Genomic DNA, 26,223 nt, shown 5'->3' with positions numbered 1-26,223 from the left:
AGAATCAACGACTCACAGCAATCGCCTGGTCATTCATGATACGCGGAGTCAGGAAGACCAGCAGCTCGGATTTTTTCTCTTGTAATGCATCGCGTCGAAACAGCCGTCCAACATACGGCAGATCGCCAAGAAATGGCACCTTGTCGACCACATTGCTGTTCGACGTCGAATACACGCCACCAATCACAATGGTCTGACCGTCGGCCACGCGTACCTTGGCGTTGACCTCGTTCTTGCGAATCGGCGGCACGTCGTTGAGGGCATTGGCGTAGTCGGGCTCGTCCTTGGTCACGCGCACCGCCATGATGACTTTGCCGTCAGGGGTGATTTGCGGGGTGACCTCCAATGAAAGCGAGGCCTCGCGGAACGACACCGAGGTGGCGCCACTCTTGCTCGACTGCTGGTACGGCACCTCGGTGCCCTTGAGGATGCGTGCGGTTTCCTTGTCGGCCGTGACCACCTTGGGCTGCGAGATGATCTCGCCATTCCCGCTCTTTTCCATGGCGCTGAGCTGCAAGTCGAGCAGCGCATTGCTGCCCACCAAGCCTAGACCGATGCCGGACGTGGCGGGCGAGGCGCCGAGATCGACGAACAGTTCGCTGCCCGAGCGTCCCGGCGAACCGCCATGTTTGGCGCCCCAGCGTACGCCAAGCACCTTCTCGTAGTCGACGTTGGCCTCGACGATGCGCGCCTCGATCATCACCTGACGCACCGGCACGTCCAACTGCGCGATCAACTGCCGCAGTTCGGCCAGCCGCCCGGCGGACTGGACGGCGACGAGGGTGTTGGTGCGTGGATCCACGCTCAGCGTGGCGCGCGCATCCGCCGGGTCATCGAGGGCCAGGCTGGCCAGCAACAGCGGTGCCAGCGCGGACGCATCGGCATGGTGAACGGGCAGCAGTGCGCGCTGCAGCGGCTGCGACCGCGCCTCCAGCAGGCGGTCAGCCTGCGTCTCGCGCGTTTGCTCGGCAAGCTCGGCGGCAGGGGCGATCAGCAGTACATTACCCTGCTCGCGCCTGGCCAATCCGCGACTGCGCAGCACCAGGTCCAGCGCCTGGTCCCAGGGTACGTCCTGCAAGCGCAGCGTGACGTTGCCCTGGACCGTGTCGCTGGCCACCAGATTGACCCCTGCATAGTCGGCCAGCACCTGCAGCACCGCTCGCACCTCCACATCCTGGAAGTTCAGCGACAGCGGCTCACCTTTGTAGGCCGTCGTCGCCAGTGCCTGCATCGACGCCAAGAGCGCCCACAGACCGATCACCGCGTTTTGTCCAATCATCCGTGCTCCCTGCACTGCTGCCACGGCTCAACGTCAGATAGCTGGAGCGCTCCTGCCATGCTGCATCGTTGAACAACCGTTCCCTGATTTCGACTTGATCCGGATCGACCTTGACCACCTCGCCCTCTTCACGCCCCAGGTGATCCCCCTCAGCCACCCGATACACCCGCCCGGCCCAGCGCACCAAGGCGTGCGTGCTACCCGCGCGCGACAGGCTGCCGACCATCTCCAACTGCTCCAGCGGCACCCCGATCAAGCCTTCTTGCGCCCTGCGCCGTGTAGACCATGGGGCGAACGGGTCAAGCAGCGGCGCTGTGACGCGCTGCCGTGCCGGCTCATCGGCAAGCGAGGCCGGCGCCGGCAACTCCTCGCCGGCCTCCAACGCGTGCACTTGCAGGTGCAGATGCAGCAGCCCGGGCCGTCCTGTTGCAGGCTCCAGTTGCGCACGCACCACTTGCAGCAACCGCACCTGCTGCAGCCATTCGTCAAGCCAGGCGCGCAACCCGGCATAGCTGCCGCTGACCTGCATCTGCAGCGGAATCTGGCGGTACCCGACAGCCTGGACCTCTTGCCCGATATCGAGTTGCTCGAACAGCAGGCCGTGGGAGCGCCCCGTCAGCGCCAGTTGATCGAGCAAGTCGCTCATGCTCGCTCCACCCGACAAGCGCCAGCGCGCCTCCTGCAGTGTGTGCTGCTCCTGAATCAACGCCGCTTCGGCCGGGACCAGCCCCTCTGCCAGGGACTGTCGCGCTTGCAGTGCCTGCATCTGCTGCGCTTCGAGCAACGAGCCCTGGCGATAAGCAGCGCGCGTGTCATGGACACGCAGCCAGTAGCCGCCGGCCAGCACCAACAGCACCCCAAGCCCCACAGTGGCCGCGCGGGACACTGGCGAACGCGCAGCATCGTCCTGCCAGCGTGAGAGCACTGACCAGCGCATGATCAAGATGGCGAAACGCGAGCGATCAACAGGAATGCGTCCCCTGCAGCACGCCCAACGACTTGCTTGAGCTCAAGGTCGTGAACGACCGGTGATCGCTGCAAGTCGCGCATGAACTGAGCCAGCACGGCTGAAGACAGCGCCAGGCCGTTGACCTGCAGGCGCCCGTCTTGAAGATCGAGACGGGTCAATTGCATGCCTTGGGACATCGCCGCCTCCACCTCAGCGAGCAACTGCGGCATCTGGGCCTGCCCCGCGCGCAGTCCAGCGAGCGCCTGGACCTGTCCGCGCATATCCTCGCGCGCGGCATGCAGGCGCTGCACCTGCTGCACCCGCTCGTCCAGCACCTGGAGTTCGGCTTGGCGCAGCACACCGGCTTGCGCCTGCCGCTCAAGACGCTGATGAGCTAGGCGATCCACCAGCATCACCGCCACGAAGGCCGTGAACAGACTGCCCAGGAACACACAGCGGAACCTGCGCAGCGCGGCCAACCGCTGGCGTTCGCGCCAGGGCAACAGATTCAAGCGCAGGCTCATGCGTCCACTCCCAACGCCAGTGCCAGGGGCAGGGCCATCGCGCCGTGGTCCGCAGCAGGCATATCCTTGCGCACGTAGGCGGAGCAAATTGGTTGGCAAACGCGACCTAGATGCTGCTCCAGCACCTGTAGCCAGTTCGACGTGGCCGCCGCACCGCCGACCATCAATCCCGCGGCGTTTTTCCCAAGCGCAGCGCTCGCAAGCAGATCCTCGATCCGCTGCAGGTAAGCCGCCTGCGTACAGCCATTGTCGAAACGCTGCTCTACACGCACCCCCAGCGGGGCATCACCCCAGGTATGCAATGCCAGCCCGTCCGCCTCCAGCAGCAGCAAAGGCTGGCGATCCGCGCCCGGCTGCAACCGAGCCAGCGCGACGCTATCCACCTCCACGGCGACGACCTCAAGCCCCGCGTCCTCGAACGGCTGCAGCAGCGTTTCGACAAGGCTCTGGCGCGCCGCGCCTATGAGCACGTCGAGCGACTGGGAAGCCTGCGCCGTCGGGCCAAGCACCTGGAAGTCCATGGCCAGATCATCCAAAGGAAAAGGGAACAGATGCTCGGCATCGGCCAGCAGCCGCGCCTCGCGTTCAGCCTCAGGAACGGCCGACGGCAACTGCACCACCTTGCAGATCACCTGAGACCCCGGCATGGCCAGGGCGACTCTCCTGGCCCGGCCGCAACGGCGAGCAGCCTCGCGCAGCGCCTGTGCTAGCGACTCGCCATCAGCGTCCAACCGAGTTACAGGTGCCACCACCTGATGAACCCAGGAACTCACCCTGCGTCGCCCTCGGGCGCCGCTCAACTGCAGCATTCGCACCGAATCGGACGTAATTTGCACACCCAACACTGAACCGTCATCCCTGCCAAAGCGTCCAAGCATCGCTATTCCCTTTTTGATGACCGGCATCCCATTGCCGGTCGAACCCATCGTCGCCTGCCCCGGCCGGTCGATGACCCGGAAGGGCGAAATGCTTATAATGCCCAGCGTTTTTGCCCGTCCGCCGGGCCTGCGTGCACTCCATTTATCAACCTGGACACCCCAAAGCCTTGATTCGCCTGCTGAAGTTCTTCTGGTGGTCTTTCGTCGCCGTCATCTGCGCGCTCGTACTCGGTCTGAGCGGGGCGTTTCTGTATCTTAGTCCCAGCCTGCCGTCGGTCGACTCGCTCAGAAGCATCCAGTTGCAGATACCGCTGAGGGTGTACAGCAGCGACGGCAAGCTGATTGCCGAGTTTGGCGAGATGCGGCGCTCTCCCATTAGATTCGCGGAAATTCCCCCGCAGTTCATCCAGGCACTTCTGTCAGCCGAAGACGACAATTTCCTCAACCATTACGGCGTCGATCCAAGCAGCCTGATGCGCGCTGCGACCCAATTGGTGAAATCCGGTCATATTCAGACTGGCGGCAGCACCATCACCATGCAGGTGGCCAAGAATTTCTTCCTCACCAGTGAACGCAGCTTCTCGCGCAAGACCAACGAAATCCTCCTGGCCCTGCAGATCGAACGCGAGCTGACCAAGGACGAAATCCTCGAGCTGTACGTGAACAAGATCTACCTGGGCAATCGTGCCTATGGCATCGATGCGGCAGCGCAGGTGTATTACGGCAAGTCGATCCGTGACGTCAGCCTGGCGCAAATGGCGATGATCGCCGGCCTGCCCAAGGCGCCGTCGCGTTTCAACCCGCTGGCCAACCCGGTACGCGCCAAAGAGCGCCGCGACTGGATCCTGGGGCGCATGTACAAGCTCGGCAAGATCGACCAGGCGAGCTATCAGGCCGCGCTCGCCGAGCCGCTGAACGCCAGCTATCACGTGCCGGCGCCGGAGGTGAATGCGCCGTTCGTCGCCGAAATGGCGCGGGCCGAAATGGTTGGCCGATACGGCAGCGAGGCCTACACCGAAGGCTATCGCGTCACCACCACGGTCCCCAGCGATACCCAGGAGATCGCCAACAAGGCGGTGCTCAATGGCCTGACCGCTTACGACGAGCGCCACGGCTACCGTGGCCCCGAAGCGCGCTATCCGGGCAAGACGCGCAACGCCTGGCAGCAGGACCTGACCAAACAGCGCACCCTCGGCGGGCTGGAACCGGCCATCGTCACCCAGGTCGACAAGACTGGCCTGAAGGTACTGACCCGTGCCGGACAGGAAGAAGACGTGGCCTGGGACACCATGAAGTGGGCCCGGCCGTTCATCAACAGCAACGCCCAGGGCCGCTCGCCGCAGTCGCCGGCAGACGTGGCGCAGGTCGGCGACCTGATCCGTGTGCAGCGCCTGGACGACGGCACGCTCAAGTTCAGCCAGGTGCCGGGGGCGCAGAGTGCGCTGGTGACACTGAACCCGACCGACGGCGCGATCCAAGCGCTGGTCGGCGGCTTCTCGTTCGAGCAGAGCAACTACAACCGCGCCATGCAAGCCAAGCGCCAGCCGGGTTCGAGCTTCAAGCCGTTCGTCTACAGCGCTGCGCTGGACAACGGCTACACCGCCGCCAGCCTGGTGAACGACGCACCGATCGTGTTCGTCGACGAGTCCATCGACAAAGTCTGGCGTCCGAAGAACGACACCAACACCTTCCTCGGCCCGATCCGCATGCGCGAGGCGCTGTACAAGTCGCGCAACCTGGTGTCGATCCGCCTGCTGCAAGCCATGGGCGTCGATCGCACCATCGACTACATCGCCAAGTTCGGTTTCAACAAGCAGGACCTGCCGCGCAACCTGTCGCTGGCCTTGGGCACCGCAACGCTCACGCCGATGGAGATCGCCACCGGCTGGAGCACCTTCGCCAACGGCGGCTACAAGATCAACCCGTACCTGATCGAGCGTATCGAGAGCCGTAGCGGCGAGACCCTGTTCACCGCCAATCCGGCGCGGGTACCGCAAGGCCAGCAGGATCAGGCCGGCATCGCTGCACCGGAAGCGCCGATCACTACTCTCGCGCAGCCGGGTACCGCGCCGTCGGCGCTGGGCCAGATCGCCCCGCCGCCACTGACGCCGGTGGTGGCCGAGCGGATCATCGACGGTCGTACCACCTATATCCTCACCAGCATGCTGCAGGACGTGATCAAGCGCGGCACTGGCCGACGCGCCTTGGCCCTGGGCCGCAGCGACCTGGCGGGCAAGACCGGTACCACCAACGAATCCAAGGATGCCTGGTTCTCCGGTTACAACGCCGACTACATGACCACCGTCTGGGTCGGCTTCGATCAGCCGGAGACCTTGGGTCGTCGCGAGTATGGGGGCACCGTCGCGCTGCCGATCTGGATGGACTTCATGGGCCCGGCGCTCAAGGGCAAGCCCGAGCATCCGCCAGCCGAGCCCGAGGGCATTCTCAGCCTGAGGGTCGATCCGGTGAGCGGCCGTGCGGCGACGCCAAGCACGCCGAATGCCTACTTCGAGCTGTTCAAGGCTGAAGACTCGCCACCTTCAGGTGACGAACTGGGCAATGGCGTAGCACCGGGCAGCCCGCTCCCGGCCGATGAATCGGCGCCGATGGACCTGTTCTAAGCGCCGCTCATCTTCTGTCGAGGCGGCGCAGCGCCGCTTCTGCAGGACGCCCACAAAAAAGCCCCGACGCTCACGCGCCGGGGCTTTTCAATGACGCGGCGGCCGATCAGCCGTTGAACACGTCATCCACGCTCTTGAGCGGGTAGTGCTTCGGATACGGCAGGGTGGCCACACCCGACTCGATGGCTGCCTTGGCCACCGCGTCGGAAACGACGGTGATCAAGCGCGCGTCCAGCGGCTTCGGAATGATGTACTCACGGCCGAACTCCAGGCCCTCGACGCCGTAGGCTTCGCACACTTCCTTCGGCACAGGCAGCTTGGCCAGATCCTTCAGGGCGACGGCGGCAGCGATCTTCATCTCTTCGTTGATGCGCTTGGCGCGCACGTCCAGGGCGCCACGGAAGATGAACGGGAAGCCCAGCACGTTGTTGACCTGGTTCGGGTAGTCAGAACGACCGGTGGCCATGATCACGTCATTGCGGGTGGCGTGCGCCAGCTCAGGGGCGATTTCCGGATCCGGGTTCGAGCAGGCGAACACGATCGGGTTGGCCGCCATCGACTTCAGGCCGTCGGCGCTCAGCAGGTTCGGGCCGGACAGACCCACGAACACGTCAGCACCGTCCAGGGCATCGGCCAGGGTGCGCTTGTCGGTGGCGTGGGCGAACTGGGCCTTGTACTGGTTCAGGTCGTCGCGACCGGCATGGATCACGCCGTTGCGGTCGATCATGAAGATGTTCTCGACCTTGGCACCCATGCTGACCAGCAGCTTCATGCAGGAGATGGCCGCAGCGCCGGCGCCCAGGCAGACGATCTTCGCGTCCTCCAGGGTTTTACCTGCGATTTCCAGGGCGTTGATCATGCCCGCAGCGGTCACGATGGCGGTGCCATGCTGGTCGTCGTGGAAGACCGGAATGTCGCACTGCTCGATCAGCGTGCGCTCGATCTCGAAGCACTCAGGCGCCTTGATGTCTTCGAGGTTGATGCCGCCGAAGGTGATGGAGATGCGGCGAACGGTGTCGATGAAGGCCTGTGGGCTTTCCGATTCAACTTCGATGTCGAACACGTCGATGCCCGCGAAACGCTTGAACAGAACGCCCTTGCCTTCCATGACCGGCTTGGAGGCCAGCGGGCCAAGGTCGCCCAGGCCCAGGATGGCGGTGCCGTCGGAAATCACCGCGACCAGGTTGCCCTTGCCGGTGTATTTGTAGGCCAGCTCTGGATCACGGCCAATTTCGCGGACCGGCTCGGCAACGCCTGGGCTGTAGGCCAGGGCGAGGTCGCGGGCGGTGGCGGTTGGCTTGGAAAGTTCCACGCTCAGTTTCCCCGGACGAGGTTGAGCGTGGTATTCGAGAGCGGCGGTTTTCAAATCTGACATGGTGGGCATTCCGCTTGTTTACTGTTCTGACGGACCGCCGAGGATACGCAAAGAGTCCGGGAGCGACAAGACTGCCCGGTCACACCTGTCAAGGCCGGTGGCCTACGACTTTACGCTACACCTGACGGGGCTGGCGAAATCGAGTGTGTACAATCCACGCACATAGTGTCTACAACTATTTTCTCTGACCACCTTCTCCTCATGCTCGCACACCCTGCACCTCACCCCCGCCTTACCTGCCAAACGGCAGATACAAAAAAGGCGCCCGCAAGGGGCGCCTTCTTTTGCAGCATCGCGAAGCCAGAGGCCTCGCCAGGTGCATGATTACTTCTTGGTACCGAACATACCGAAGCGGTCGGCGAACTTCTGTACGCGACCACCGGTGTCCAGGACTTTCTGCTTGCCAGTGTAGAACGGGTGGCACTGGGAGCAGACGTCGATCGCCAGCGGCTTGGCCAGGGTCGAACGGGTTTCGAATTTGCTGCCGCAGCTGCAGGTGACTGCAACTACTTCGTAGTTCGGATGAATATCGGCTTTCATGGTCACTTCCTCGAGCTGCGTGCCGCCACCCAACACCTATTGTTGAATACCGCACGTAATTAGGCGGCAAATAATACCAGAGCCCGGAGGCAGCGCAAGTGGTCGCTTGCACCGGCTGTCGTCTGCTAGGCTCGCCGACTCATCCCCTTCCCACGAAGACCTCCCGCGTGCCCGACGTCATCCTGCGCCTTGCCCTGCCCTCGCCCTTGCGTCGCCTGTTCGACTATCGGGCGCCGGCCGCCATGGCCCGCCAGACACTGACCCCGGGCATGCGCATCCGCGTGCCGTTCGGACGCCGCGAGATGATCGGCGTGCTGGTGGAAGTCTGCGCGCAGAGCGAAGTGCCCGCCGACAAGCTCAAGCCGGCCAGCGAGCTGCTCGATCCGGTGTCGCCGCTGCCGCCTGAGCTGTTCAAGCTGTGCCTGTGGACCGCCCACTATTATCAGCACAGTCTGGGCGACACCCTCAGTTGGGCACTGCCGGTGCTGCTGCGCCAGGGCGAGGCGGCCGAAGCCCGGCAGGAGCGCTTTTGGCACGTCGCGCCGGGCGCGCGACTCGACGACCCGCGCATCGCCCGCGCCCCGCGCCAGAAAGAGGCCCTGCAGACCCTCGCCCAGCATCCCCATGGCGTGGCCCACAGCCTGCTGAGCAAGCTGGCACTGAACAAGGACAGCCTCGACCTGCTGCTGGCCAAGGAGCTGGTGCAGGTCGAGGTGCGCCGCCATCTGCCGCCGCCGCGCCACGAGCATTGGCTGGCGCAGCCGGAGCTGCCACTCAACGATGAACAGCGGGCGGCGTTCGAGGCCGTGCGTTCGGGCTTTGGCAGCTACCATGCCTTCCTGCTCGCCGGGGTCACCGGCAGTGGCAAGACCGAGGTCTACCTGCAACTGATCCGCGAAACCCTGGAGGCCGGCAAGCAGGCCCTGATCCTGATTCCCGAGATCAATCTCGGCCCGCAGACCCTGGCGCGCTTCGAGCAACGCTTCAACGCGCGCATCGCGCTGCTGCACTCGGCGGTCAACGATCGCGAGCGCCTGGACGCGTGGCTGGCGGCCCGCGACGGCGAGGCCGACATCATCATCGGCACCCGCTCGGCGCTGTTCACGCCCATGAAGCGACCCGGCCTGATCATCATCGACGAAGAGCACGACGGCTCCTACAAACAGCAGGAAGGCCTGCGCTATCACGCCCGCGACCTGGCAGTGGTGCGCGCGCATCAGGACAACATTCCCATTCTGCTGGGCTCGGCCACGCCCTCGCTGGAAAGCTTGCACAACGCCCACACCGGCCGCTACGGCCTGTTGCGTATGAACCAGCGCGCCGGCGGTGCCAAGCCGCCGCGCTTCATGCGTCTGGATGTGCGCAGCCTGCCGTTGGACAGCGGCATCAGCGGGCCCTTGCAACAGGCCATCGGCCAGACCCTGGCGGCCGGCCAGCAGGTGCTGGTGTTCCTCAACCGCCGCGGCTTCGCCCCGACCTTGCTGTGCCACGACTGCGGCTGGCTGTCGGAGTGCCCGCGCTGCGATGCGCGCATGACCGTGCACCAGCGCTCCGGCGTGCTGCGCTGCCATCACTGCGGCTACGATGAGCGTCTGCCGCTGCAATGCCCCCAGTGCGCGCATGTCGACCTGCGGCCGGTCGGCGCCGGCACCGAGCGTGCCGAAGAGCGCCTGAAAACGCTGTTCCCCGACTACCCGGTGCTGCGCGTGGACCGCGACAGCACCTCGCGCAAGGACGCCATGCAGCAGTTGTTCAGCACCATCCAGCGCGGCCAGCCGAGCATCCTGGTCGGCACCCAGATGCTCGCCAAAGGCCACCATTTCCCCCGGGTGACGCTGGTGGCGATTCTCGATGCCGACGGTGGCCTGTTCTCCGGCGACTTCCGCGCCAGCGAGCGCATGGCGCAGTTGATCGTGCAGGTGGCTGGCCGCGCCGGTCGCGCCGAGGAACCGGGCAAGGTGATCGTGCAGACCCATCTGGCCGAGCACCCGCTACTGGTACAGCTCACCGAGCAAGGCTATTTCGCCTTCGCCGAACAGGCCTTGAGCGAACGCCGCGCCGCCGGCCTGCCGCCGTTTTCGCACTTGGCGCTGCTGCGCGCCGAAGCGCACAAGCCGGGCCAGGCCGAAGCCTTCCTCGACGAAGCCTGCGCCGCCGCCGAACGCCTGCAGACCGAGATGACGCTGCCAGGCATCGAGCTGCTGGGCCCGGTGCCCGCCCCCATGGAGCGCCGCGCTGGCCGCTTCCGCGCCCAGTTGCTGATCCAGGCCAGCGCCCGCGCCCCATTGCACCGGCTGATCGCCGCCTGGCTGCTGATAGTCGAGCAACTGCCCTCGGGCCGCCAAGTACGCTGGTCGCTCGACGTCGACCCCGTCGACCTTTATTGAGCTGCAAGCTGCAAGCTGCAAGCTGCAAGCTGCAAGCTGCAAGCTGCAAGCTGCACGCGACAGGTTCGGGCCCGCGCAGTCACCGCACAACCTCTTGCCGCTTGCAGCTTGCCACTTGCCGCTCATCACTTGCCGCTGTGCTTGAGCCTTAAGGCTCAAGCACGGATAATGTCCAGTTTTTCCACCTGCGCATCGAAGCGCTCGCCGCGTTTGCGGTCGAAACGAGAACCCGATGAAAGACACCATTCGCCAGCTGATCCAGCAAGCTCTCGCCCAACTCGTCACCGACGGTGTGCTGCCTGAAGGGTTGTCGCCATCGATTCAGGTGGAGAACGCCCGCGACAAGACCCATGGCGACTTCGCCAGCAACATCGCCATGATGCTGGCCAAGCCTGCGGGCATGAAGCCTCGCGACCTCGCCGACAAGCTGATCGCGGCGCTGCCGGCCAGCGCCGACATCAGCAAGGTCGAGATCGCCGGTCCCGGGTTCCTCAACTTCTTCCAGAACACCGACGCCCTGGCCCAGCGCCTGGACGCGGCGCTGGCCGACGACCACCTGGGCGTACGCAAAGCCGGCACCGCCGAGAAGGTGGTCGTCGACCTGTCGGCGCCCAACCTGGCCAAAGAGATGCACGTCGGCCACCTGCGCTCGACCATCATCGGTGACAGCGTCGCCCGCGTGCTCGAGTTCCTCGGCGACACGGTGATCCGCCAGAACCACGTGGGCGACTGGGGCACCCAGTTCGGCATGCTGCTGGCCTACCTGCAGGAAAACCCGATCACCAGCGAAGCGCTGTCGGACCTGGAAAACTTCTACCGCGCCGCGAAGAAACGCTTCGACGAGTCCGAGGAATTCGCCACCCGCGCCCGGGGCCTGGTGGTCAAGCTGCAGGCCGGCGATCCGGAGTGCCTGGCGCTGTGGACGCGCTTCAAGGACATCTCGCTGTCGCACTGCCAGAAAACCTACGAGCTGCTCAACGTCAAGCTGACCATGGCCGACGTGATGGGCGAAAGTGCCTACAACGACGACCTGGCACCGGTCGTGGCCGACCTCAAGGCCTCGGGCCTGCTGGTCGAGAGCCAGGGCGCCCAGTGCGTGTTCCTCGAAGAGTTCAAGAACACCGAAGGCGAGCCGCTGCCGGTGATCGTGCAGAAGGCCGATGGCGGTTACCTCTACGCCACCACCGACCTGGCGGCGGTACGCTACCGCAGCAACGTGCTGCACGCCGATCGCGCGCTGTACTTCGTCGACCAACGCCAGGCGCTGCACTTCAACCAAGTGTTCGAGGTCGCCCGCCGCGCCGGCTTCGTCGGCCACCCGATGAAAATGGAGCACATGGGCTTCGGCACCATGAACGGCGCCGATGGCCGTCCGTTCAAGACCCGCGACGGCGGCACCGTCAAGCTGATCGACCTGCTGAGCGAAGCCAAGGACCGCGCCTACGCCCTGGTCAAGGAAAAGAACCCGAGCCTGGCCGAAGACGAACTGCGGCGCATCGCCGAAGTGGTCGGCATCGGCGCTGTGAAGTACGCGGACCTGTCCAAGCACCGCACCAGTGACTACAGCTTCAACTTCGAACTGATGCTCAACTTCGAAGGCAATACCGCGCCTTACCTGCTGTACGCCTACACCCGCGTGGCCGGCGTGTTCCGCAAGCTGGGCAAGGGCTTCGAGCAGGTCGAAGGCGACATCGTGCTGCAGGCGGCTCACGAGCAGGACCTGGCCGCGCGCCTGGCGCAATTCGGCGAAGTGCTCAACAACGTCGCCGACAAAGGCACGCCACACGTGCTCTGCAGCTACCTCTACGACCTGGCGGGTCTGTTCTCCAGTTTCTACGAGAACTGCCCGATCCTCGCCGCCGACACCGCCGAGCAGCAACAAAGCCGCTTGCGGCTTGCGGCGCTGACCGGCCGTACCCTCAAACAGGGCCTGGAACTGCTTGGCCTGGAAACCCTGGAGCGCATGTAAGTTGGCTGCCAAGAAGAAACCTGCGCCCAAGCGCGGCGCCAGTCGCCATCAGCCACCTGCGAAACAGCCGATTCCGGGCTGGGTGTGGCTGGCGATCGGCCTCACCGTGGGCGCGTTCGTGGTGTTCCTGATGAAGCTCGAGCCGGGCGGCGACGACATCAAGCGCGCCAAGCCTGAACAGCAGAAGCCGGCCAAGGTCGCCGAAGCCGCCAAGGGCACCACCCCCACCACGCCTCAGCCGATCAAGCCGAAGTACGATTTCTACACCCTGCTGCCGGAATCGGAAGTGATCGTGCCGCCTGAAGCGGTGCCGGAGAAGACGCCGCCAGTGCCGGCGCAGCCGACCACGCCGGTCACCCCGGCAGAAGCGGCGAAGATCGACACCGCCCGTGCCCAAGCCGCGCTGCTGGGTCAGACGCCGCCACCCGCACCACCGGTGATCAAGCCGGCAGCGACCACCCTGTACTTCCTGCAGGCGGGCTCGTTCCGCAAGGAGGCCGACGCCGACAAGGTACGGGCGCAGATCATCCTGCTGGGGCAGGTGGTGAAAGTGGAGTCCGGTACGGTGAAAGACGAGACCTGGTACCGGGTACTGGTCGGACCGTTCAGCAACCGCGAACAGCTGACCGTTGCACAGAAACAATTGGCCGGCGCCGGCTTCAGCAACCTGCTGTTGCAGCAGCGCCAGACACGCCAGTAAAGAAAAGGCCTTGCCGCACTGCGACAAGGCCTTTTTTCTGAAGCGCGCCTTTCAGGGACGTTCGCGGTTGACCGTGGATATCTGGGTGTTCAGCGTCCAGAAGTCATACAGCACACCAACCAGGAACAGGCCCCCGGTGAAGAAGTAGATGATCGCGCTGATCCATTTGCCCTGGTACAGCCGGTGGATACCGAAGATGCCCAGGAAGGTCAGCAGCACCCAGGCCACCGTGTAGTTCACCCGGCCTGACTGGAAGCGCATGTCGGCTTCGCGGTCCATCGACGGAATCAGGAACAGGTCGATCAGCCAACCGATGCCCAGCAGACCGAGGGTCAGGAACCAGATCGTGCCGGTGATGGGCTTGCCGTAATAGAAGCGGTGCGAGCCGGTGAAGCCGAAAATCCACAGCAGATAGCCAATCACCTTGCTGTGCGTGTCGTGCAGCGGCGCACCCTGTTGATACGTATTCATGCATTGTCCTCGTGGGATAGCCGAAAATTTTCTAAGAAAAAATGTGACTTTTCCGTTTTGCGCCGACGTATGGTAATCGCCCACACGACCAACGGATCAGTTTTTGATCGAAAAGCTGTTATAAAGTTGCGCGCCAATCTCCATAACCGTTCATAAGAGCTTCATCTATGCCGCCCTTCTTCAAGACATGGCTGACCCTCTGCCTTTTATTGCCCCTGGCCGCCCACGCCACCAATCGTGAGCAACGACTTCCCAACGGCTTCAGCGGCTATACCACCAATGCCGATGCGACCATCAAACGTTCCCCCGCCAAGCACGTCAATCTGCGTGCACGGCCAGGCAATGCGGCCAAGAACCCCACACTGAAGGTGGCCGCTGCCACGCCCAAGCAAAGCAGCCAAGTGCTCAGCCGCGCCGTCAATGCGCTCGGCACGCCCTACCGCTGGGGCGGCAGCACACCCGGCAAAGGGTTCGATTGCAGCGGCCTGGTGAAATATGCCTTCAACGACGTCGCCGACCTGGATCTGCCGCGTAGCTCCAATGCCATGGCCCAGGGCCACGGCGTGAAAGTGGCGCGCAAGGACCTCAAGCCTGGCGACCTGATCTTCTTCAACATCAAGAGCCGTCGCGTCAACCACGTGGCCATCTACCTGGGCAACGAGCGCTTCATCCACGCACCGCGCACCGGCAAGCGGGTGAGCATCGACAGTCTGGACAAACCTTACTGGCAGAAGCACTACGTCGTCGCCAAACGCGTGCTGCCCAAAGAGCAGCAGGCCTTGAGACTGGCCAAGCGTTAATCCCCCTTCGGCCCGGCGCGGGCACTCCGCGCCGAGAGCGCCGCTCCTACTCCAGGTTGTCGATCAGCCCCCGCCCCCTCAACCTGTCCAGCGCCGCCTCCATCGTCACCATGCCCTGCGCCGCACCGGTCTGCATGGCCGACTGCAATTGCGCCACGCGCCCTTCGCGGATCAAATTGCGGACCGCCGCGGTGGCCACCAGCACCTCGCGCGCCGCCACCCGACCGCCGCCCACACGCCGCACCAACGCCTGCGCCACCACCAATTGCAGCGACTCGGCGAGCATGGCGCGGATCAGCGGCTTCTCCTCGGCGGCGAACACCTCCACCAGCCGATCGATGCTGCTGGCAGCGCTGCGCGTGTGCACGGTGGCCAGTACCAGATGACCGGTCTGCGCTGCGCGCAAGGCCAGGCGGATGCTGTCCAGGTCGCGCAGTTCGCCGATCATGATCACATCCGGATCCTGGCGCAGTGCGCTGCGCAGGCCTTGGGCGAAGTCTCGGCTGTGGCGGCCGATCTCGCGCTGGTTGATCAACGCCCGGCCACCGCCGTGTACGAACTCAACCGGGTCTTCCAGGGTCAGGATATGGCCTGCGCGGTCGCATCCCAGTTGCGCGACCAGCGCGGCGAGCGTGCTGGACTTGCCACTGCCGGTCGCCCCACCCACCAGCACCAGGCCATCGCGGCAGCGGGCAAGCGCCTGATACACCCCAGTCAATTCCAACGCCTCGACCGTCGGCGCCTGCTGCCCGATCAGCCGCAGGCTGGCGGCCAGGCCGTGATACTGCCTGAACAGGCTCAGGCGAACGCGTCCAAGCCCAGGCGGCTCCACGGCCAGGTCCACCTCGTCGCCCGTCCGCCAGCGCTGGCGCTGATCCGCATCGAGCCAGGGCGCAAGCCCCTGCTCCAGCGTGTCGCTGCACAACGTCGGCAACGCCACGCGCTGCAATACGCCATCCAGGCGCCACGCCGGCAATTCGCCCGCCGCCAGGTGCAGGTCCGAGGCCCCCGCCTTCACGGCGCGGGCCAGCAGGTCGGTCACGTCCATGAGACTCCCCAAAGGCCATCAAGCAGGTAGAATGCCGCACACCACTGAGCTGCCGGCATCGATCCATGTCCACCCTAGCAGACAACCTTCACGCCATTCGTACCCGCATCGACGGCGCGGCCAAGGCCAGCCACCGCGACCCGACCAGCGTGCAGTTGCTGGCCGTGAGCAAGACCAAGCCCGCCAGCGCCATCGCCGAACTTCACCGGGCGGGCGTGCACGATTTCGGCGAGAACTATCTTCAGGAAGCGCTGACCAAACAGACGGAATTGTCCGACCTGCCCTTGATCTGGCATTTCATCGGCCCCATCCAGTCGAACAAGACCAAGGCCATTGCCGAACATTTCGACTGGGTACATAGCGTGGACCGCCTGAAGATCGCCCAACGCCTGAGTGACCAACGCCCGACCGACCTGCCACCCCTGAATATCTGCCTGCAGGTGAATGTCAGTGGCGAGGACAGCAAGTCTGGCTGCACGCCAGAGCAGCTTCCAGCCCTGGCCCAGGCCGTGGCCGCGTTGCCCAACCTGCGCTTGCGCGGGCTGATGGCGATCCCTGAACCCACCGACGACCCTGCCGCCCAGCACGCTGCGTTCGCCCGGCTGCGCCAGTTGCAGGAGGCCCTCGGCCTTGGCCTGGACAGTCTGTCCATGGGCATGAGCCATGACTTGGAAGCGGCCATCGCCCAAGGCGCGACCTGGGTGCGTATCGGCACCGCACTGTTCGGCGCGCGCGACTACGGGCACGCCTGAATCCATGCTTTACTCACTCTTTCCTTCAAGGACCTGACATGAGCAAGACGCGTATCGCCTTCATCGGCGCGGGCAACATGGCGGCCAGCCTGATCGGCGGCCTGCGGGCCCAGGGCCTGGACGCTTCGCAGATCCGCGCCAGCGATCCTGGCGCCGACACCCGCACCCGGATCCAGGCCGAACACGGCATCGCGACCTTCGAGAGCAACGCCCAGGCCATCGATGGCGCCGACGTGATCGTGCTGGCAGTCAAGCCACAGGTCATGAAGAGCGTGTGCGAAACCCTCAAACCTGAGCTGAAGGCCGGGCAATTGGTCGTCTCGATCGCCGCCGGCATCACCTGCGACAGCCTCCAGAACTGGCTGGGCCAGGTCCCGGTGGTGCGCTGCATGCCCAATACCCCGTCCCTGCTGCGTCAGGGCGCCAGCGGCCTGTACGCCACCGCACAGGTGTCGGTCGGCCAGCGCGAGCAGGCCGAACAGTTGCTCAGCGCCGTGGGCACCGCCCTGTGGCTGGAGCAGGAGCAGCAACTGGATGCGGTCACCGCCGTCTCCGGCAGCGGCCCGGCCTATTTCTTCCTGCTGATCGAAGCCATGACCGCCGCCGGCGAGAAGCTCGGCCTGCCACGCGACATCGCCTCGCAGCTGACCCTGCAGACCGCACTGGGCGCCGCGCACATGGCCGTTTCCAGCGACGTCGACGCCGCCGAGCTGCGTCGCCGCGTCACCTCGCCAGCCGGGACCACCGAAGCGGCGATCAAATCGTTCCAGGCCAACGGCTTCGAGGCCGTGGTCGAGCAGGCGCTGCAAGCGGCCGCCACACGTTCGGCCGAGCTGGCCGAACACTTGGGCAAATGAGGAGTTGTCGATGAATGCACTGTCCGGCGCCGCGATCTTCGTGGTGCAAACCCTGGTCAGCCTGTACCTGGTGATCGTCCTGCTGCGCTTCGTGCTGCAACTGGTCAAGGCCAATTTCTACAACCCGCTGAGCCAGTTCACGGTGCGCGCCACCCAGCCGCTGCTCAAGCCGATTCGCCGTATCGTGCCGAGCATCGCCGGGCTGGATACCTCGTCGCTGCTGTTGGCGATCGTGATTCAGGCGCTGCTGATGGCCTTCGTGCTGATGCTCACCTACGGCACCATCGGCGACCTGCCGCACCTGCTGATCTGGGCCATCCTGGGGATCACCTCGCTGTTCCTGAAGATCTTCTGGGTGGCGATGATCGTCATGGTGATCGTGTCCTGGATCGCGCCCAACAGCCACAACCCCGCCGCCGAGCTGGCCTACCAGATCAGCGAGCCGGTGCTGGCGCCCTTCCGCCGCCTGGTGCCCAACCTCGGTGGTCTGGATATCTCGCCGATCTTCGCCTTCATCGCTATCCAGGTGGTGCAGTCGTTCCTGATGCCGCAACTGGCCAACTACGCCGGCATGCCGGATGTGCTGTGGCGCCTGATCTGATCCAGCCCGGCCCCCAGCGGCAGCCATTGCTTGCCGCTGGGGGTAGCGCTCTTTAGACTTACGCCTCCGTCAAGCGTGAGCAGGGCCGATGTCCACTGTCTTTCCCGAAGATTCCGTCGGTCTGGTAACCCCCCAGATCGCCCGGTTCGATGAACCGTTGACGCTGGCCGGTGGCCGCTCGCTGGCCGGCTACGAGCTGGTCTATGAAACCTATGGCACGCTCAATGCCAGTGCCAGCAATGCGGTGCTGATCTGCCACGCGCTGTCCGGCCATCACCATGCGGCCGGCTACCACAGCGTCGAAGACCGCAAGCCGGGCTGGTGGGACAGTTGCATCGGCCCGGGCAAGCCCATCGACACCAACCGCTTCTTCGTGGTCAGCCTGAACAACCTCGGCGGCTGCAATGGCAGCACCGGTCCGAGCAGCATCAACCCGGCCACCGGCAAAGCCTATGGTGCGGACTTTCCGGTGCTCACCGTCGAGGACTGGGTGCACAGCCAGGCACGCCTGGCCGATCGCCTCGGCGTCAGCCAATGGGCCGCCGTGGTCGGCGGCAGCCTGGGCGGCATGCAGGCCTTGCAGTGGACCATCACCTACCCGCAGCGCGTGCGTCATTGCGTGGACATCGCCTCGGCGCCCAAGCTGTCGGCGCAGAACATCGCCTTCAACGAAGTCGCGCGCCAGGCCATCCTCACCGACCCCGAATTCCACGGTGGCTCGTTCCAGGACCAGGGCGTGATTCCCAAGCGCGGGCTGATGCTGGCGCGTATGGTCGGCCATATCACCTACCTGTCCGACGACTCGATGGGCGAGAAATTCGGCCGCGAACTCAAGAGCGACAAGCTCAACTACGACTTCCACAGCGTCGAGTTCCAGGTGGAGAGCTACCTGCGCTATCAGGGCGAGGAATTTTCCGGCCGCTTCGACGCCAACACCTACCTGCTGATGACCAAGGCGCTGGACTATTTCGACCCAGCCGCCGCCCACGGCGGTGACCTGGCCGCCAGCCTGGGCCATGTCACGGCCGACTACTGCATCATGTCGTTCACCACCGACTGGCGCTTCTCCCCGGCACGCTCACGGGAGATCGTCGATGCGCTGATGGCCGCGCGCAAGAACGTGTGCTACCTGGAGATCGATGCCCCTTACGGCCACGATGCCTTCCTGATCCCCACACCGCGCTACACCCAGGGCTTCACGAACTACATGAACCGCATCGTCATCTGAGGACAGCATGAGAGCCGACCTGGAAATCATCCACGACTGGATCCCTGCCGGCAGCCGGGTACTCGACCTAGGCTGCGGTAATGGCGAGCTGCTGGCTTCGTTGCGCGACCGCAAGCAGGTCACCGGCTACGGCCTGGAGATCGACGCCGACAACATCGCCGCCTGCGTGGCCAACGGTGTCAACGTCATCGAGCAGGACCTGGACAAGGGCCTGGGCAACTTCGCCAGCAACAGCTTCGATGTGGTGGTCATGACCCAGGCCCTGCAAGCTGTGGAGTATCCCGACCGAATCCTCGACGAGATGCTGCGCGTGGGCCGCCAGTGCATCATCACCTTCCCCAACTTCGGCCACTGGCGCTGCCGCTGGTACCTGGCGACCAAGGGCCGCATGCCCGTGTCGGACTTCATGCCCTACACCTGGTACAACACCCCGAACATCCACTTCTGCACCTTCGAGGACTTCGAGAACCTGTGCCGCGAACGCGATGCAAAGGTGCTCGATCGCCTGGCCGTGGACAACCGTCACCGCAACGGGTGGGGCGGTCGGCTTTGGCCTAATCTGTTGGGGGAAATCGGTATCTATCGGGTCAGCAGCCCTGGGTTGCAGGAGCACCAGGTCGCGGTGTGACCCACCACCGGAGGAATGGCAACATGCGTCGTCTCGCCCTTTTGCTGATCACCCTGTGCCTGGCCCTACCGAGCTGGGCCGCCGATGCAGCCCGACCGGACCGCAAGCAGGTCTTCGGCGACGTCACGGTGTACTACAACGCCTTCGCCTCCGGCGCACTGACGCCCGAGGTGGCGCAGGCCAGCGGCATCGAACGCAGCAAGCGCCTGGGCGTGCTCAACATCACCCTGCTCAAGGGTGGCACGCCTACGACCGCGGTGGTCAGCGGCAAGGTCAAAGACCTTACCGGCCGCGCCAGTGCGCTGTCGTTCCGCCAGGTGAGCAGCGCAGGCGCGGTGTCCTACATCGCCCAGTTCAAGACCGAGCAGGCGCAGACCCTGGTCTTCGACGTGCAGATCGAGGCCGGCGGCATCAGCCACGACCTTCAATTCAACCAGGACGTATTCCCAGGCGAATGATGAATTTCCAGCAACTCGTATTGGCCAGCCACAACGCCGGCAAACTCAAGGAACTCCAGGCCATGCTCGGAGAGTCCGTGCAGCTGCGTTCGATCGGCGAATTCAGCCAGGTCGAACCCGAGGAAACCGGCCTGTCGTTCGTCGAAAACGCCATCCTCAAGGCACGCAATGCCGCGCGTATTTCCGGCCTGCCGGCCCTGGCCGACGATTCGGGCCTGGCGGTGGATGCATTGGGCGGCGCACCGGGCATCTACTCGGCCCGCTACGCCGACGGTCAGGGCGATGCGGCGAACAACGCCAAACTGCTCGAGGCGCTCAAGGACGTGCCTGAAGCCGAACGCGGTGCACAGTTCGTCTGCGTGCTGGCGCTGGTCAGGCATGCCGACGATCCCCTGCCAGTGCTCTGCGAGGGGCTGTGGCACGGGCGGATTCTGTTCGCGGCCAGCGGCGAGCATGGTTTCGGCTACGACCCGCTGTTCTGGGTGCCTGAACGCAATTGTTCCAGCGCCGACCTGGCGCCGCTGGAAAAGAACCAACTCAGTCACCGCGCCCGGGCCATGGCCCTGCTGCGTCAGCGCCTGGGATTGGCATGACCGAATCCTCCTCTGCGCCACCGCCGGGCCTGGTGCTTGCGGTGCTGCCGCCGCTGTCGCTGTACATCCACATTCCTTGGTGCGTGCGCAAATGCCCTTATTGCGACTTCAACTCGCACCAGGCCGGACCGACCCTGCCTGAAGCGCAGTACGTCGATGCCCTGCTCGCCGACCTGGCGCTGGAAATGCCGGCGGTGCAAGGCCGGTCGATCAGCAGCATCTTCTTCGGTGGCGGCACGCCCAGCTTGTTCAGCGCCGCCGCATTGGGTCGGCTGCTGCGTGGCATCGAGCAGCGCATTCCCTTCGCCGCCGACATCGAGATCACCCTGGAGGCCAACCCCGGCACCTTCGAGCAGGACAAGTTCAAGGCCTATCGCCAGACCGGCATCAACCGCCTGTCCATCGGCGTGCAGAGTTTCCAGGCGCAGAAGCTGGAAAAGCTCGGGCGCATTCACAATGGCGACGAGGCCGTGCGCGCCGCCGGCATGGCCCGTGCGGCAGGCTTCGACAACTTCAATCTGGACCTCATGCACGGCCTGCCTGAACAGTCGCTGGACGAAGCGCTGGGCGATCTGCGCCAGGCCATCGACCTGGGGCCGACGCACCTGTCCTGGTACCAACTGACCCTGGAACCGAACACGGTGTTCTGGAACCAGCCGCCGCTGCTGCCCGAAGACGACATTCTCTGGGATATCCAGGAGGCCGGACAGGCGCTGATGGCCGAGCAGGGTTATCGCCAATACGAAGTGTCGGCCTATGCCCAGGCCGAACGCGCCGCGCGCCACAACCTCAACTACTGGCGCTTCGGCGACTTCATCGGCATCGGTGCCGGGGCCCACGGCAAGCTGTCGTTCCCCGACGGGCGCATCCTGCGCACCTGGAAGACTCGCCTGCCCAAGGACTACCTCAATCCCGAGAAACCGTACAAGGCGGGCGAGAAGCTGCTGCCGCCCGATGAGCTGCCCTTCGAGTTCCTGATGAACGCCCTGCGCTTGACCGAGGGCGTGGAAGCCGAATTGTTCACCCAACGCACAGGGCTGCCGCTGGCGCAGTTGGCCGAGGCACGGCGCGCCGCCGAACAAAAGGGGCTTTTGCGAGTCGAACCGGAGCGGCTGGCGGCAACGCCCCAAGGCCAGCTGTTTCTCAACGATCTGCTGCAGTACTTCTTGAATTAAGGATGACCCATGGACCTGGTACTTGACCTGCTCTCGACCGTTTCCCGCTGGAGCCGCAGCAACCTTTCGGAGATTTCCCTGGCGTTGGTGGGCTGCCTGCTGGTGCTGTTCGGCACCGACATCAAGGGCTGGGTCGAGCAGCGCCTGGGCGGACTGGCCGGCGCCCTGCGGGTGCCGTTCATGGCCCTGCTGGTGATGATCGGCAGCGGCGCGGCGCTGATCTATGCCACGCCGTGGGTGGTGAAAGCGCTGGCACAGTTCAACAACTACGCCTTGGCGCCAGTACTGCTGGTGGTACTGGTGCTGATCGGCGTGGTGGCGGATCGCCGCGGCTAGTAACGCAAAAGGGCTGCATAGCAGCCCTTTGTCGGTCGGTCCAACGCTGACTGTCAGTCAACCTTCTCGAACTTCAGATCCCACACCCCATGCCCGAGCCGCTCACCGCGGCGCTCGAACTTGGTGATCGGGCGCTCGTCCGGACGCGGTACGTAGGCGCCGTCCGCCGCCTGGTTGCGGTAACCCGGCGCGGCCTGCATCACTTCCAGCATGTGCTCAGCGTAGGGCTCCCAGTCGGTGGCCATGTGGAACACGCCGCCGACCTTGAGCTTGCGCCGCACCAGTTCGGCGAACGCCGGCTGGACGATGCGCCGCTTGTGGTGACGGGCCTTGTGCCACGGATCGGGGAAAAACAGCATCAGCCGGTCCAGGCTGCCGTCGGCCACGCAGCGGTTGAGCACTTCGATGGCATCGCAGTCGTACACCCGCAGATTTTTCAGGTTCTGGGTGAGCACGCCGTTGAGCAGCGCGCCGACACCAGGGCGGTGCACTTCGACACCGATGAAATCCAGCTCCGGTGCGGCAGCGGCCATTTCCAGCAGGGAGTGGCCCATGCCGAAACCGATTTCCAGAGTGCGCGGCGCCGAGCGGCCGAACACCTGGTCGTAGTCCACCGGGCTGTCGGCCAGGGGCAGGATGAACAGCGGGCCGCCCTGCTCCAGGCCGCGCTGCTGGCCTTCGGTCATGCGGCCTGCACGCATCACGAAACTCTTGATGCGGCGGTGCGGGCGCTCTTCGCCGTCGGCGGAGATCGGCGTTTCTTGCGATTCAGTCATCAGGTGCTCTTACTTGATCAGACCATCCAGCGGCGAAGACGCGCTGGCATAGAGTTTCTTCGGCATACGCCCGGCCAAATAGGCCATGCGACCGGCGACGAGGGCATGCTTCATGGCTTCGGCCATCAGTACCGGCTGCTGGGCGTGGGCGATGGCGGAGTTCATCAGCACGGCTTCGCAGCCCATTTCCATGGCGATGGTGGCGTCGGAAGCGGTGCCCACACCGGCATCGACCAGCACCGGCACCTTGGATTCCTCGAGGATGATCTGCAGGTTGTAGGGGTTGCAGATGCCCAGGCCCGTGCCGATCAGACCCGCCAGCGGCATGACCGCGATGCAGCCGACCTCGGCCAGTTGACGCGCGATGATCGGGTCGTCGCTGGTGTAGACCATCACATCGAAGCCATCCTTGACCAGTACTTCGGCGGCCTTGAGGGTTTCGATGACGTTGGGGAACAGCGTCTTCTGGTCGGCCAGCACCTCCAGCTTCACCAGGTTGTGGCCGTCGAGCAGCTCACGGGCCAGGCGGCAGGTGCGCACGGCTTCGATCGCGTCGTAGCACCCGGCGGTGTTCGGCAGGATGGTATAGCGGTCCGGTGGCAACACATCGAGCAGGTTCGGCTCGCCTGGATTCTGGCCGATGTTGGTGCGGCGCACGGCGACGGTGACGATTTCGGCCCCCGAGGCCTCGATGGCCTCGCGGGTCTCGTCCATGTCACGGTACTTGCCGGTGCCGACCAGCAGGCGCGACTGGAAAGTACGCCCGGCCAGGGTGAAAGGCTTGTCGCTGCGAACGTTGCTCATCGTGGTTCCTCTGCAAAGGTTACGGGAGTTGCGGGTGGGCACGGCGCGGCCGTCAGCCGCCACCGATGGCGTGGACCACCTCGACCCGGTCGCCCTCGTTCAACAGGGTGCAGTCGTGCTGGCTGCGCGGCACGATGTCCAGGTTCAGTTCCACCGCCACACGACGCCCGACCAGCTCCAGACGCCCCAGCAGGGCCGCCACGCTCTCGCCTGCAGGCAGTTCGTAGGGTTCACCGTTGAGTTGAATGCGCATGCGCACGGCCACCATCGTTCATTGGGGCCCGCATTCTAGCGCCGATCCGCCGTGCAACCCAAGGGCGAGCGGCGCCATCAGTCGCTATTGCCGACCGACTGGTCAGCCCAGGCGCCACGCCGTCAGGCCCAGACAGGCCCAGCCCGCCAGGAAGCACACGCCACCGATGGGGGTGATGATGCCGAGCTTGCTCACGCCGCTGAGGGTCAGGGCGTAGAGGCTGCCGGAGAACAGCACGATGCCCACAGCGAACAGGCCGCCCGCCCAGCCGATCAGCCGCCCGGGCAGATGCACGGACAGCATCGCCACCGCCAGAATCGCCAGCGCATGCACCAGTTGATAGCTGACACCGGTATGAAAGATCGCCAGGTAGTCGGCGCTCAGACGGTTCTTCAAGCCGTGTGCGGCGAAGGCACCCAGCGCGACACCGGTGAAGCCGAAGAAGGCCGCGAGCATCAGGAAGCTGCGAAGCATGGGACGACTCCTTGAAAGGGGTCTGTATAATGGCCCGTTCCATCGGTCCGGCCAAGCTATCGACATGCTGTCATCCCTTATCCGCCGTCTTGCTCGTGTCCTGCTCTGGTTCGCCGCAGGCAGCATCGTGCTGGTGTTGGCGCTGCGCTGGGTGCCGCCACCGGGCACGGCCTTGATGGTCGAGCGCAAGGTGCAGTCGTGGGTCGATGGCGAGCCGATCGACCTGCAGCGCGACTGGGTGTCCTGGGAGCAGATCTCCGATGAACTGAAGGTGGCTGTGGTCGCCGGCGAAGATCAGCACTTCGCCAGCCATTGGGGCTTCGATGTCCCGGCGATTCAGGCAGCCCTGGTGCACAACGAGCAAGGGGGCAAGCTGCGCGGCGCCAGCACGCTGACCCAGCAGGTGGCCAAGAACCTGTTCCTGTGGTCTGGGCGCAGTTGGCTGCGCAAAGGCTTGGAGGCCTGGTTCACCGCGCTGATGGAACTGCTCTGGTCGAAGGAGCGCATCCTCGAGGTCTACCTCAACAGCGCCGAATGGGGGCCGGGGGTGTTCGGTGCCCAGGCTGCCGCGCGCTATCACTTCGGCGTCGATGCCAGTCGCCTGACACGTCAGCAGGCCAGCCAGCTCGCCGCTGTGCTGCCCAGCCCGCTGAAATGGAGCGCCAGCCGGCCCAGCGCCTACGTGGCAAGCCGGGCCAGTTGGATTCAACGACAGATGAGTCAGTTGGGCGGTACCAGCTACCTGATGCAACTGCAGGGCAGCGCGCGCCTCTGAGCGAGGCGCCTGGCAAACGCCAATGTCACAAGCACCCGCAACGAAAAAGCCGCCTGTTTCGTGGGAAACAGGCGGCTTTTCAGTTGAGCGCAAGGCCGATCAGACGGTGATCAGCGCCTTGACCTTGCTCATCGCGTTCTTCTCGAGCTGACGAATCCGCTCGGCCGACACGCTGTACTTCTCGGCCAACTCATGCAAGGTCGCCTTTTCCTCGGCCAGCCAGCGCTGGTAGAGGATGTCGCGGCTGCGCTCGTCCAGACCGTTCAACGCTTCATGCAGGTTGCTGTTGGCGTTGTCGCTCCAGTCGGCATCTTCCAACTGCATGGCCGGATCGTAGCGATTGTCTTCCAGGTAGTGCGCAGGCGAATGGAAGGCGCTGTCGTCGTCGGCATCGGCTGCCGGATCGAAGGCCATGTCATGGCCACTCAGGCGGCTTTCCATCTCACGCACTTCACGCGGTTCGACGCCCAGGCTCTCGGCCACACGGTGCACTTCGTCGTTGTTCAGCCAGGCCAGACGCTTCTTCTGGCTGCGCAGGTTGAAGAACAGCTTGCGTTGCGCCTTGGTGGTGGCCACTTTGACGATACGCCAGTTGCGCAGGATGAATTCGTGGATCTCCGCCTTGATCCAGTGCACGGCGAAGGACACCAGGCGCACACCCATTTCCGGGTTGAAGCGCTTGACTGCCTTCATCAGGCCCACGTTGCCTTCCTGGATCAGGTCAGCCTGGGCCAGCCCGTAACCGGCGTAGCTGCGGGCGATATGGACGACGAAACGCAGGTGGGCCATCACCATTTGCCGAGCGGCCTCAAGATCCTGCTCATAGAAGAGACGCTCAGCCAGTTCACGCTCCTGCTCGACCGTCAGCAGCGGGATGCTGTTGACCGTGTGCACATAGGCTTCCAGGTTTGCACCGGGAACCAAGGCATACGCAGGTTGCAACGAAGTGGTCATTCAAGTACCTCCGACTCA

At 64.6% G+C, this 26,223-nt stretch carries 28 protein-coding genes; 15 read left to right on the top strand and 13 right to left on the bottom strand.

The window, feature by feature from the left end; genetic code table 11:
* Nucleotides 1–4 precede the first annotated feature (4 nt).
* From NJ69_RS20175 to pilM, 4 genes are read right to left on the bottom strand one after another with little or no spacing between them, the layout of a single operon-like run.
* Nucleotides 5–1,231: a type IV pilus secretin PilQ gene (locus tag NJ69_RS20175; RefSeq protein ID WP_116887364.1), complete on the bottom strand. Its 1,227-nt coding sequence runs from the start codon at nt 1,229–1,231 to the stop codon at nt 5–7.
* Nucleotides 1,197–2,204: a pilus assembly protein PilP gene (locus tag NJ69_RS20170; RefSeq protein WP_162889484.1), complete on the bottom strand. Its 1,008-nt coding sequence runs from the start codon at nt 2,202–2,204 to the stop codon at nt 1,197–1,199. The genes NJ69_RS20175 and NJ69_RS20170 overlap by 35 nt, the downstream gene beginning before the upstream one ends.
* A 14-nt stretch (nt 2,205–2,218) precedes the next feature.
* Nucleotides 2,219–2,752: a PilN domain-containing protein gene (locus NJ69_RS20165; RefSeq protein WP_039582579.1), complete on the bottom strand. Its 534-nt coding sequence runs from the start codon at nt 2,750–2,752 to the stop codon at nt 2,219–2,221.
* The gene (gene pilM, locus NJ69_RS20160; protein WP_167335977.1) at nt 2,749–3,657 is read right to left on the bottom strand and encodes a type IV pilus biogenesis protein PilM; all 909 of its coding nucleotides are present in this window, start codon (nt 3,655–3,657) and stop codon (nt 2,749–2,751) included. Before pilM ends, NJ69_RS20165 begins: the two co-directional genes overlap by 4 nt.
* Before the next feature lie 143 nt (nt 3,658–3,800).
* On the opposite strand from pilM, the gene NJ69_RS20155 reads away from it, so the two are divergent.
* Nucleotides 3,801–6,251 carry a penicillin-binding protein 1A gene (locus tag NJ69_RS20155; RefSeq protein WP_430736666.1) on the top strand — a complete coding sequence of 817 codons (2,451 nt, stop codon included), beginning with the start codon at nt 3,801–3,803 and terminating at the stop codon, nt 6,249–6,251.
* 106 nt (nt 6,252–6,357) lie between these two features.
* Here NJ69_RS20155 and NJ69_RS20150 read toward each other — a convergent pair whose 3' ends face one another.
* Nucleotides 6,358–7,626 (bottom strand): malic enzyme-like NAD(P)-binding protein, encoded by a 1,269-nt coding sequence (locus NJ69_RS20150; RefSeq protein WP_039582576.1) that lies wholly within the window; start codon nt 7,624–7,626, stop codon nt 6,358–6,360.
* A gap of 324 nt (nt 7,627–7,950) precedes the next feature.
* Nucleotides 7,951–8,166: a 50S ribosomal protein L31 gene (gene rpmE, locus NJ69_RS20145; RefSeq protein WP_029614303.1), complete on the bottom strand. Its 216-nt coding sequence runs from the start codon at nt 8,164–8,166 to the stop codon at nt 7,951–7,953.
* A 167-nt stretch (nt 8,167–8,333) separates the two neighbouring features.
* Between rpmE and NJ69_RS20140 the strand changes: the two genes are divergently transcribed.
* The 3 genes from NJ69_RS20140 (at nt 8,334) to NJ69_RS20130 (ending at nt 13,222) form a co-directional block, all read left to right on the top strand.
* Entirely contained in the window at nt 8,334–10,553 is a 2,220-nt protein-coding gene (locus NJ69_RS20140) for a primosomal protein N' (protein WP_039582574.1), read from the top strand.
* 232 nt (nt 10,554–10,785) lie between these two features.
* Complete coding sequence (gene argS, locus NJ69_RS20135; protein ID WP_039582572.1) at nt 10,786–12,522, top strand: arginine--tRNA ligase; 1,737 nt, start codon at nt 10,786–10,788, stop codon at nt 12,520–12,522.
* Nucleotide 12,523: 1 nt separating this feature from the next.
* The gene (locus NJ69_RS20130; protein WP_039582571.1) at nt 12,524–13,222 is read left to right on the top strand and encodes an SPOR domain-containing protein; all 699 of its coding nucleotides are present in this window, start codon (nt 12,524–12,526) and stop codon (nt 13,220–13,222) included.
* 51 nt (nt 13,223–13,273) lie between these two features.
* Here NJ69_RS20130 and NJ69_RS20125 read toward each other — a convergent pair whose 3' ends face one another.
* Nucleotides 13,274–13,693 carry an NINE protein gene (locus NJ69_RS20125; RefSeq protein ID WP_039582570.1) on the bottom strand — a complete coding sequence of 140 codons (420 nt, stop codon included), beginning with the start codon at nt 13,691–13,693 and terminating at the stop codon, nt 13,274–13,276.
* A gap of 167 nt (nt 13,694–13,860) precedes the next feature.
* On the opposite strand from NJ69_RS20125, the gene NJ69_RS20120 reads away from it, so the two are divergent.
* On the top strand, nt 13,861–14,493 hold the full coding sequence (locus NJ69_RS20120) for a C40 family peptidase (protein ID WP_039582568.1): 633 nt from the start codon (nt 13,861–13,863) through the stop codon (nt 14,491–14,493).
* 46 nt (nt 14,494–14,539) lie between these two features.
* On the opposite strand, the gene NJ69_RS20115 is transcribed toward NJ69_RS20120, so the two are convergent.
* Nucleotides 14,540–15,541 carry a type IV pilus twitching motility protein PilT gene (locus NJ69_RS20115; RefSeq protein WP_039582566.1) on the bottom strand — a complete coding sequence of 334 codons (1,002 nt, stop codon included), beginning with the start codon at nt 15,539–15,541 and terminating at the stop codon, nt 14,540–14,542.
* A gap of 65 nt (nt 15,542–15,606) precedes the next feature.
* Here NJ69_RS20115 and NJ69_RS20110 point away from each other — a divergent pair, with 65 nt between their 5' ends.
* The 9 genes from NJ69_RS20110 (at nt 15,607) to NJ69_RS20070 (ending at nt 22,169) form a co-directional block, all read left to right on the top strand.
* Nucleotides 15,607–16,293, top strand: a complete 687-nt coding sequence (locus tag NJ69_RS20110; RefSeq protein ID WP_039582564.1) for a YggS family pyridoxal phosphate-dependent enzyme — start codon at nt 15,607–15,609, stop codon at nt 16,291–16,293.
* A gap of 38 nt (nt 16,294–16,331) precedes the next feature.
* Entirely contained in the window at nt 16,332–17,150 is an 819-nt protein-coding gene (proC, locus tag NJ69_RS20105; RefSeq protein WP_039582563.1) for a pyrroline-5-carboxylate reductase, read from the top strand.
* 10 nt (nt 17,151–17,160) lie between these two features.
* Complete coding sequence (locus NJ69_RS20100) at nt 17,161–17,751, top strand: YggT family protein (protein WP_039582561.1); 591 nt, start codon at nt 17,161–17,163, stop codon at nt 17,749–17,751.
* Nucleotides 17,752–17,839: 88 nt separating this feature from the next.
* The gene (metX, locus tag NJ69_RS20095; RefSeq protein ID WP_039582559.1) at nt 17,840–18,979 is read left to right on the top strand and encodes a homoserine O-succinyltransferase MetX; all 1,140 of its coding nucleotides are present in this window, start codon (nt 17,840–17,842) and stop codon (nt 18,977–18,979) included.
* A 7-nt stretch (nt 18,980–18,986) separates the two neighbouring features.
* The gene (gene metW / locus NJ69_RS20090; protein ID WP_029612369.1) at nt 18,987–19,607 is read left to right on the top strand and encodes a methionine biosynthesis protein MetW; all 621 of its coding nucleotides are present in this window, start codon (nt 18,987–18,989) and stop codon (nt 19,605–19,607) included.
* A gap of 23 nt (nt 19,608–19,630) precedes the next feature.
* Complete coding sequence (locus NJ69_RS20085) at nt 19,631–20,065, top strand: DUF4426 domain-containing protein (protein ID WP_039582558.1); 435 nt, start codon at nt 19,631–19,633, stop codon at nt 20,063–20,065.
* Nucleotides 20,062–20,658, top strand: a complete 597-nt coding sequence (rdgB, locus tag NJ69_RS20080) for an RdgB/HAM1 family non-canonical purine NTP pyrophosphatase (RefSeq protein ID WP_167335976.1) — start codon at nt 20,062–20,064, stop codon at nt 20,656–20,658. Before NJ69_RS20085 ends, rdgB begins: the two co-directional genes overlap by 4 nt.
* Entirely contained in the window at nt 20,655–21,833 is a 1,179-nt protein-coding gene (gene hemW / locus NJ69_RS20075; RefSeq protein WP_039582555.1) for a radical SAM family heme chaperone HemW, read from the top strand. The genes rdgB and hemW overlap by 4 nt, the downstream gene beginning before the upstream one ends.
* A 9-nt stretch (nt 21,834–21,842) precedes the next feature.
* Nucleotides 21,843–22,169: a DUF3392 family protein gene (locus NJ69_RS20070; RefSeq protein ID WP_029612373.1), complete on the top strand. Its 327-nt coding sequence runs from the start codon at nt 21,843–21,845 to the stop codon at nt 22,167–22,169.
* A gap of 53 nt (nt 22,170–22,222) precedes the next feature.
* Here NJ69_RS20070 and trmB read toward each other — a convergent pair whose 3' ends face one another.
* The 4 genes from trmB to NJ69_RS20050 form a co-directional block, all read right to left on the bottom strand.
* Entirely contained in the window at nt 22,223–22,945 is a 723-nt protein-coding gene (trmB, locus tag NJ69_RS20065; RefSeq protein WP_039582554.1) for a tRNA (guanosine(46)-N7)-methyltransferase TrmB, read from the bottom strand.
* A gap of 9 nt (nt 22,946–22,954) precedes the next feature.
* Nucleotides 22,955–23,749 carry a thiazole synthase gene (locus tag NJ69_RS20060; protein ID WP_039582552.1) on the bottom strand — a complete coding sequence of 265 codons (795 nt, stop codon included), beginning with the start codon at nt 23,747–23,749 and terminating at the stop codon, nt 22,955–22,957.
* A 52-nt stretch (nt 23,750–23,801) separates the two neighbouring features.
* Nucleotides 23,802–24,002, bottom strand: coding sequence for a sulfur carrier protein ThiS (gene thiS, locus NJ69_RS20055; protein WP_029612374.1), 201 nt, complete (start codon nt 24,000–24,002; stop codon nt 23,802–23,804).
* Nucleotides 24,003–24,104: 102 nt separating this feature from the next.
* The gene (locus tag NJ69_RS20050) at nt 24,105–24,476 is read right to left on the bottom strand and encodes a DUF423 domain-containing protein (protein ID WP_039582551.1); all 372 of its coding nucleotides are present in this window, start codon (nt 24,474–24,476) and stop codon (nt 24,105–24,107) included.
* A 64-nt stretch (nt 24,477–24,540) separates the two neighbouring features.
* On the opposite strand from NJ69_RS20050, the gene mtgA reads away from it, so the two are divergent.
* A complete protein-coding gene (mtgA, locus tag NJ69_RS20045) occupies nt 24,541–25,251 on the top strand; it encodes a monofunctional biosynthetic peptidoglycan transglycosylase (protein ID WP_039582550.1) in 711 nt (236 codons plus the stop codon).
* A gap of 99 nt (nt 25,252–25,350) precedes the next feature.
* Here mtgA and rpoH read toward each other — a convergent pair whose 3' ends face one another.
* Nucleotides 25,351–26,205, bottom strand: a complete 855-nt coding sequence (gene rpoH, locus NJ69_RS20040; RefSeq protein WP_029612378.1) for an RNA polymerase sigma factor RpoH — start codon at nt 26,203–26,205, stop codon at nt 25,351–25,353.
* Nucleotides 26,206–26,223: the final 18 nt, after the last annotated feature.

Origin of the sequence: Pseudomonas parafulva (assembly GCF_000800255.1) — a bacterium.
GTDB classification, from domain to species: domain Bacteria; phylum Pseudomonadota; class Gammaproteobacteria; order Pseudomonadales; family Pseudomonadaceae; genus Aquipseudomonas; species Aquipseudomonas boreofloridensis.
The sequence above is the reverse complement of the archived record's forward strand: the minus strand, read 5'-3'. Positions and strand labels throughout refer to the sequence as shown.

What these genes read in the sequence shown, in the direction of transcription:
- NJ69_RS20120 (WP_039582568.1), top strand. Translation starts at nt 13,861, where the DNA reads ATGCCGCCCTTCTTCAAGACATGGCTGACCCTCTGCCTTTTATTGCCC.
- mtgA (WP_039582550.1), top strand. Translation starts at nt 24,541, where the DNA reads ATGCTGTCATCCCTTATCCGCCGTCTTGCTCGTGTCCTGCTCTGGTTC.
- argS (WP_039582572.1), top strand. Translation starts at nt 10,786, where the DNA reads ATGAAAGACACCATTCGCCAGCTGATCCAGCAAGCTCTCGCCCAACTC.
- NJ69_RS20115 (WP_039582566.1), bottom strand. Translation starts at nt 15,541, where the DNA reads ATGGACGTGACCGACCTGCTGGCCCGCGCCGTGAAGGCGGGGGCCTCG.
- hemW (WP_039582555.1), top strand. Translation starts at nt 20,655, where the DNA reads ATGACCGAATCCTCCTCTGCGCCACCGCCGGGCCTGGTGCTTGCGGTG.
- NJ69_RS20070 (WP_029612373.1), top strand. Translation starts at nt 21,843, where the DNA reads ATGGACCTGGTACTTGACCTGCTCTCGACCGTTTCCCGCTGGAGCCGC.
- NJ69_RS20060 (WP_039582552.1), bottom strand. Translation starts at nt 23,749, where the DNA reads ATGAGCAACGTTCGCAGCGACAAGCCTTTCACCCTGGCCGGGCGTACT.
- trmB (WP_039582554.1), bottom strand. Translation starts at nt 22,945, where the DNA reads ATGACTGAATCGCAAGAAACGCCGATCTCCGCCGACGGCGAAGAGCGC.
- thiS (WP_029612374.1), bottom strand. Translation starts at nt 24,002, where the DNA reads ATGCGCATTCAACTCAACGGTGAACCCTACGAACTGCCTGCAGGCGAG.
- NJ69_RS20125 (WP_039582570.1), bottom strand. Translation starts at nt 13,693, where the DNA reads ATGAATACGTATCAACAGGGTGCGCCGCTGCACGACACGCACAGCAAG.
- rdgB (WP_167335976.1), top strand. Translation starts at nt 20,062, where the DNA reads ATGATGAATTTCCAGCAACTCGTATTGGCCAGCCACAACGCCGGCAAA.
- NJ69_RS20175 (WP_116887364.1), bottom strand. Translation starts at nt 1,231, where the DNA reads ATGCAGGCACTGGCGACGACGGCCTACAAAGGTGAGCCGCTGTCGCTG.
- NJ69_RS20150 (WP_039582576.1), bottom strand. Translation starts at nt 7,626, where the DNA reads ATGTCAGATTTGAAAACCGCCGCTCTCGAATACCACGCTCAACCTCGT.
- NJ69_RS20110 (WP_039582564.1), top strand. Translation starts at nt 15,607, where the DNA reads ATGTCCACCCTAGCAGACAACCTTCACGCCATTCGTACCCGCATCGAC.
- pilM (WP_167335977.1), bottom strand. Translation starts at nt 3,657, where the DNA reads ATGCCGGTCATCAAAAAGGGAATAGCGATGCTTGGACGCTTTGGCAGG.
- NJ69_RS20085 (WP_039582558.1), top strand. Translation starts at nt 19,631, where the DNA reads ATGCGTCGTCTCGCCCTTTTGCTGATCACCCTGTGCCTGGCCCTACCG.
- NJ69_RS20050 (WP_039582551.1), bottom strand. Translation starts at nt 24,476, where the DNA reads ATGCTTCGCAGCTTCCTGATGCTCGCGGCCTTCTTCGGCTTCACCGGT.
- rpmE (WP_029614303.1), bottom strand. Translation starts at nt 8,166, where the DNA reads ATGAAAGCCGATATTCATCCGAACTACGAAGTAGTTGCAGTCACCTGC.
- metW (WP_029612369.1), top strand. Translation starts at nt 18,987, where the DNA reads ATGAGAGCCGACCTGGAAATCATCCACGACTGGATCCCTGCCGGCAGC.
- metX (WP_039582559.1), top strand. Translation starts at nt 17,840, where the DNA reads ATGTCCACTGTCTTTCCCGAAGATTCCGTCGGTCTGGTAACCCCCCAG.
- NJ69_RS20100 (WP_039582561.1), top strand. Translation starts at nt 17,161, where the DNA reads ATGAATGCACTGTCCGGCGCCGCGATCTTCGTGGTGCAAACCCTGGTC.
- NJ69_RS20165 (WP_039582579.1), bottom strand. Translation starts at nt 2,752, where the DNA reads ATGAGCCTGCGCTTGAATCTGTTGCCCTGGCGCGAACGCCAGCGGTTG.
- rpoH (WP_029612378.1), bottom strand. Translation starts at nt 26,205, where the DNA reads ATGACCACTTCGTTGCAACCTGCGTATGCCTTGGTTCCCGGTGCAAAC.
- proC (WP_039582563.1), top strand. Translation starts at nt 16,332, where the DNA reads ATGAGCAAGACGCGTATCGCCTTCATCGGCGCGGGCAACATGGCGGCC.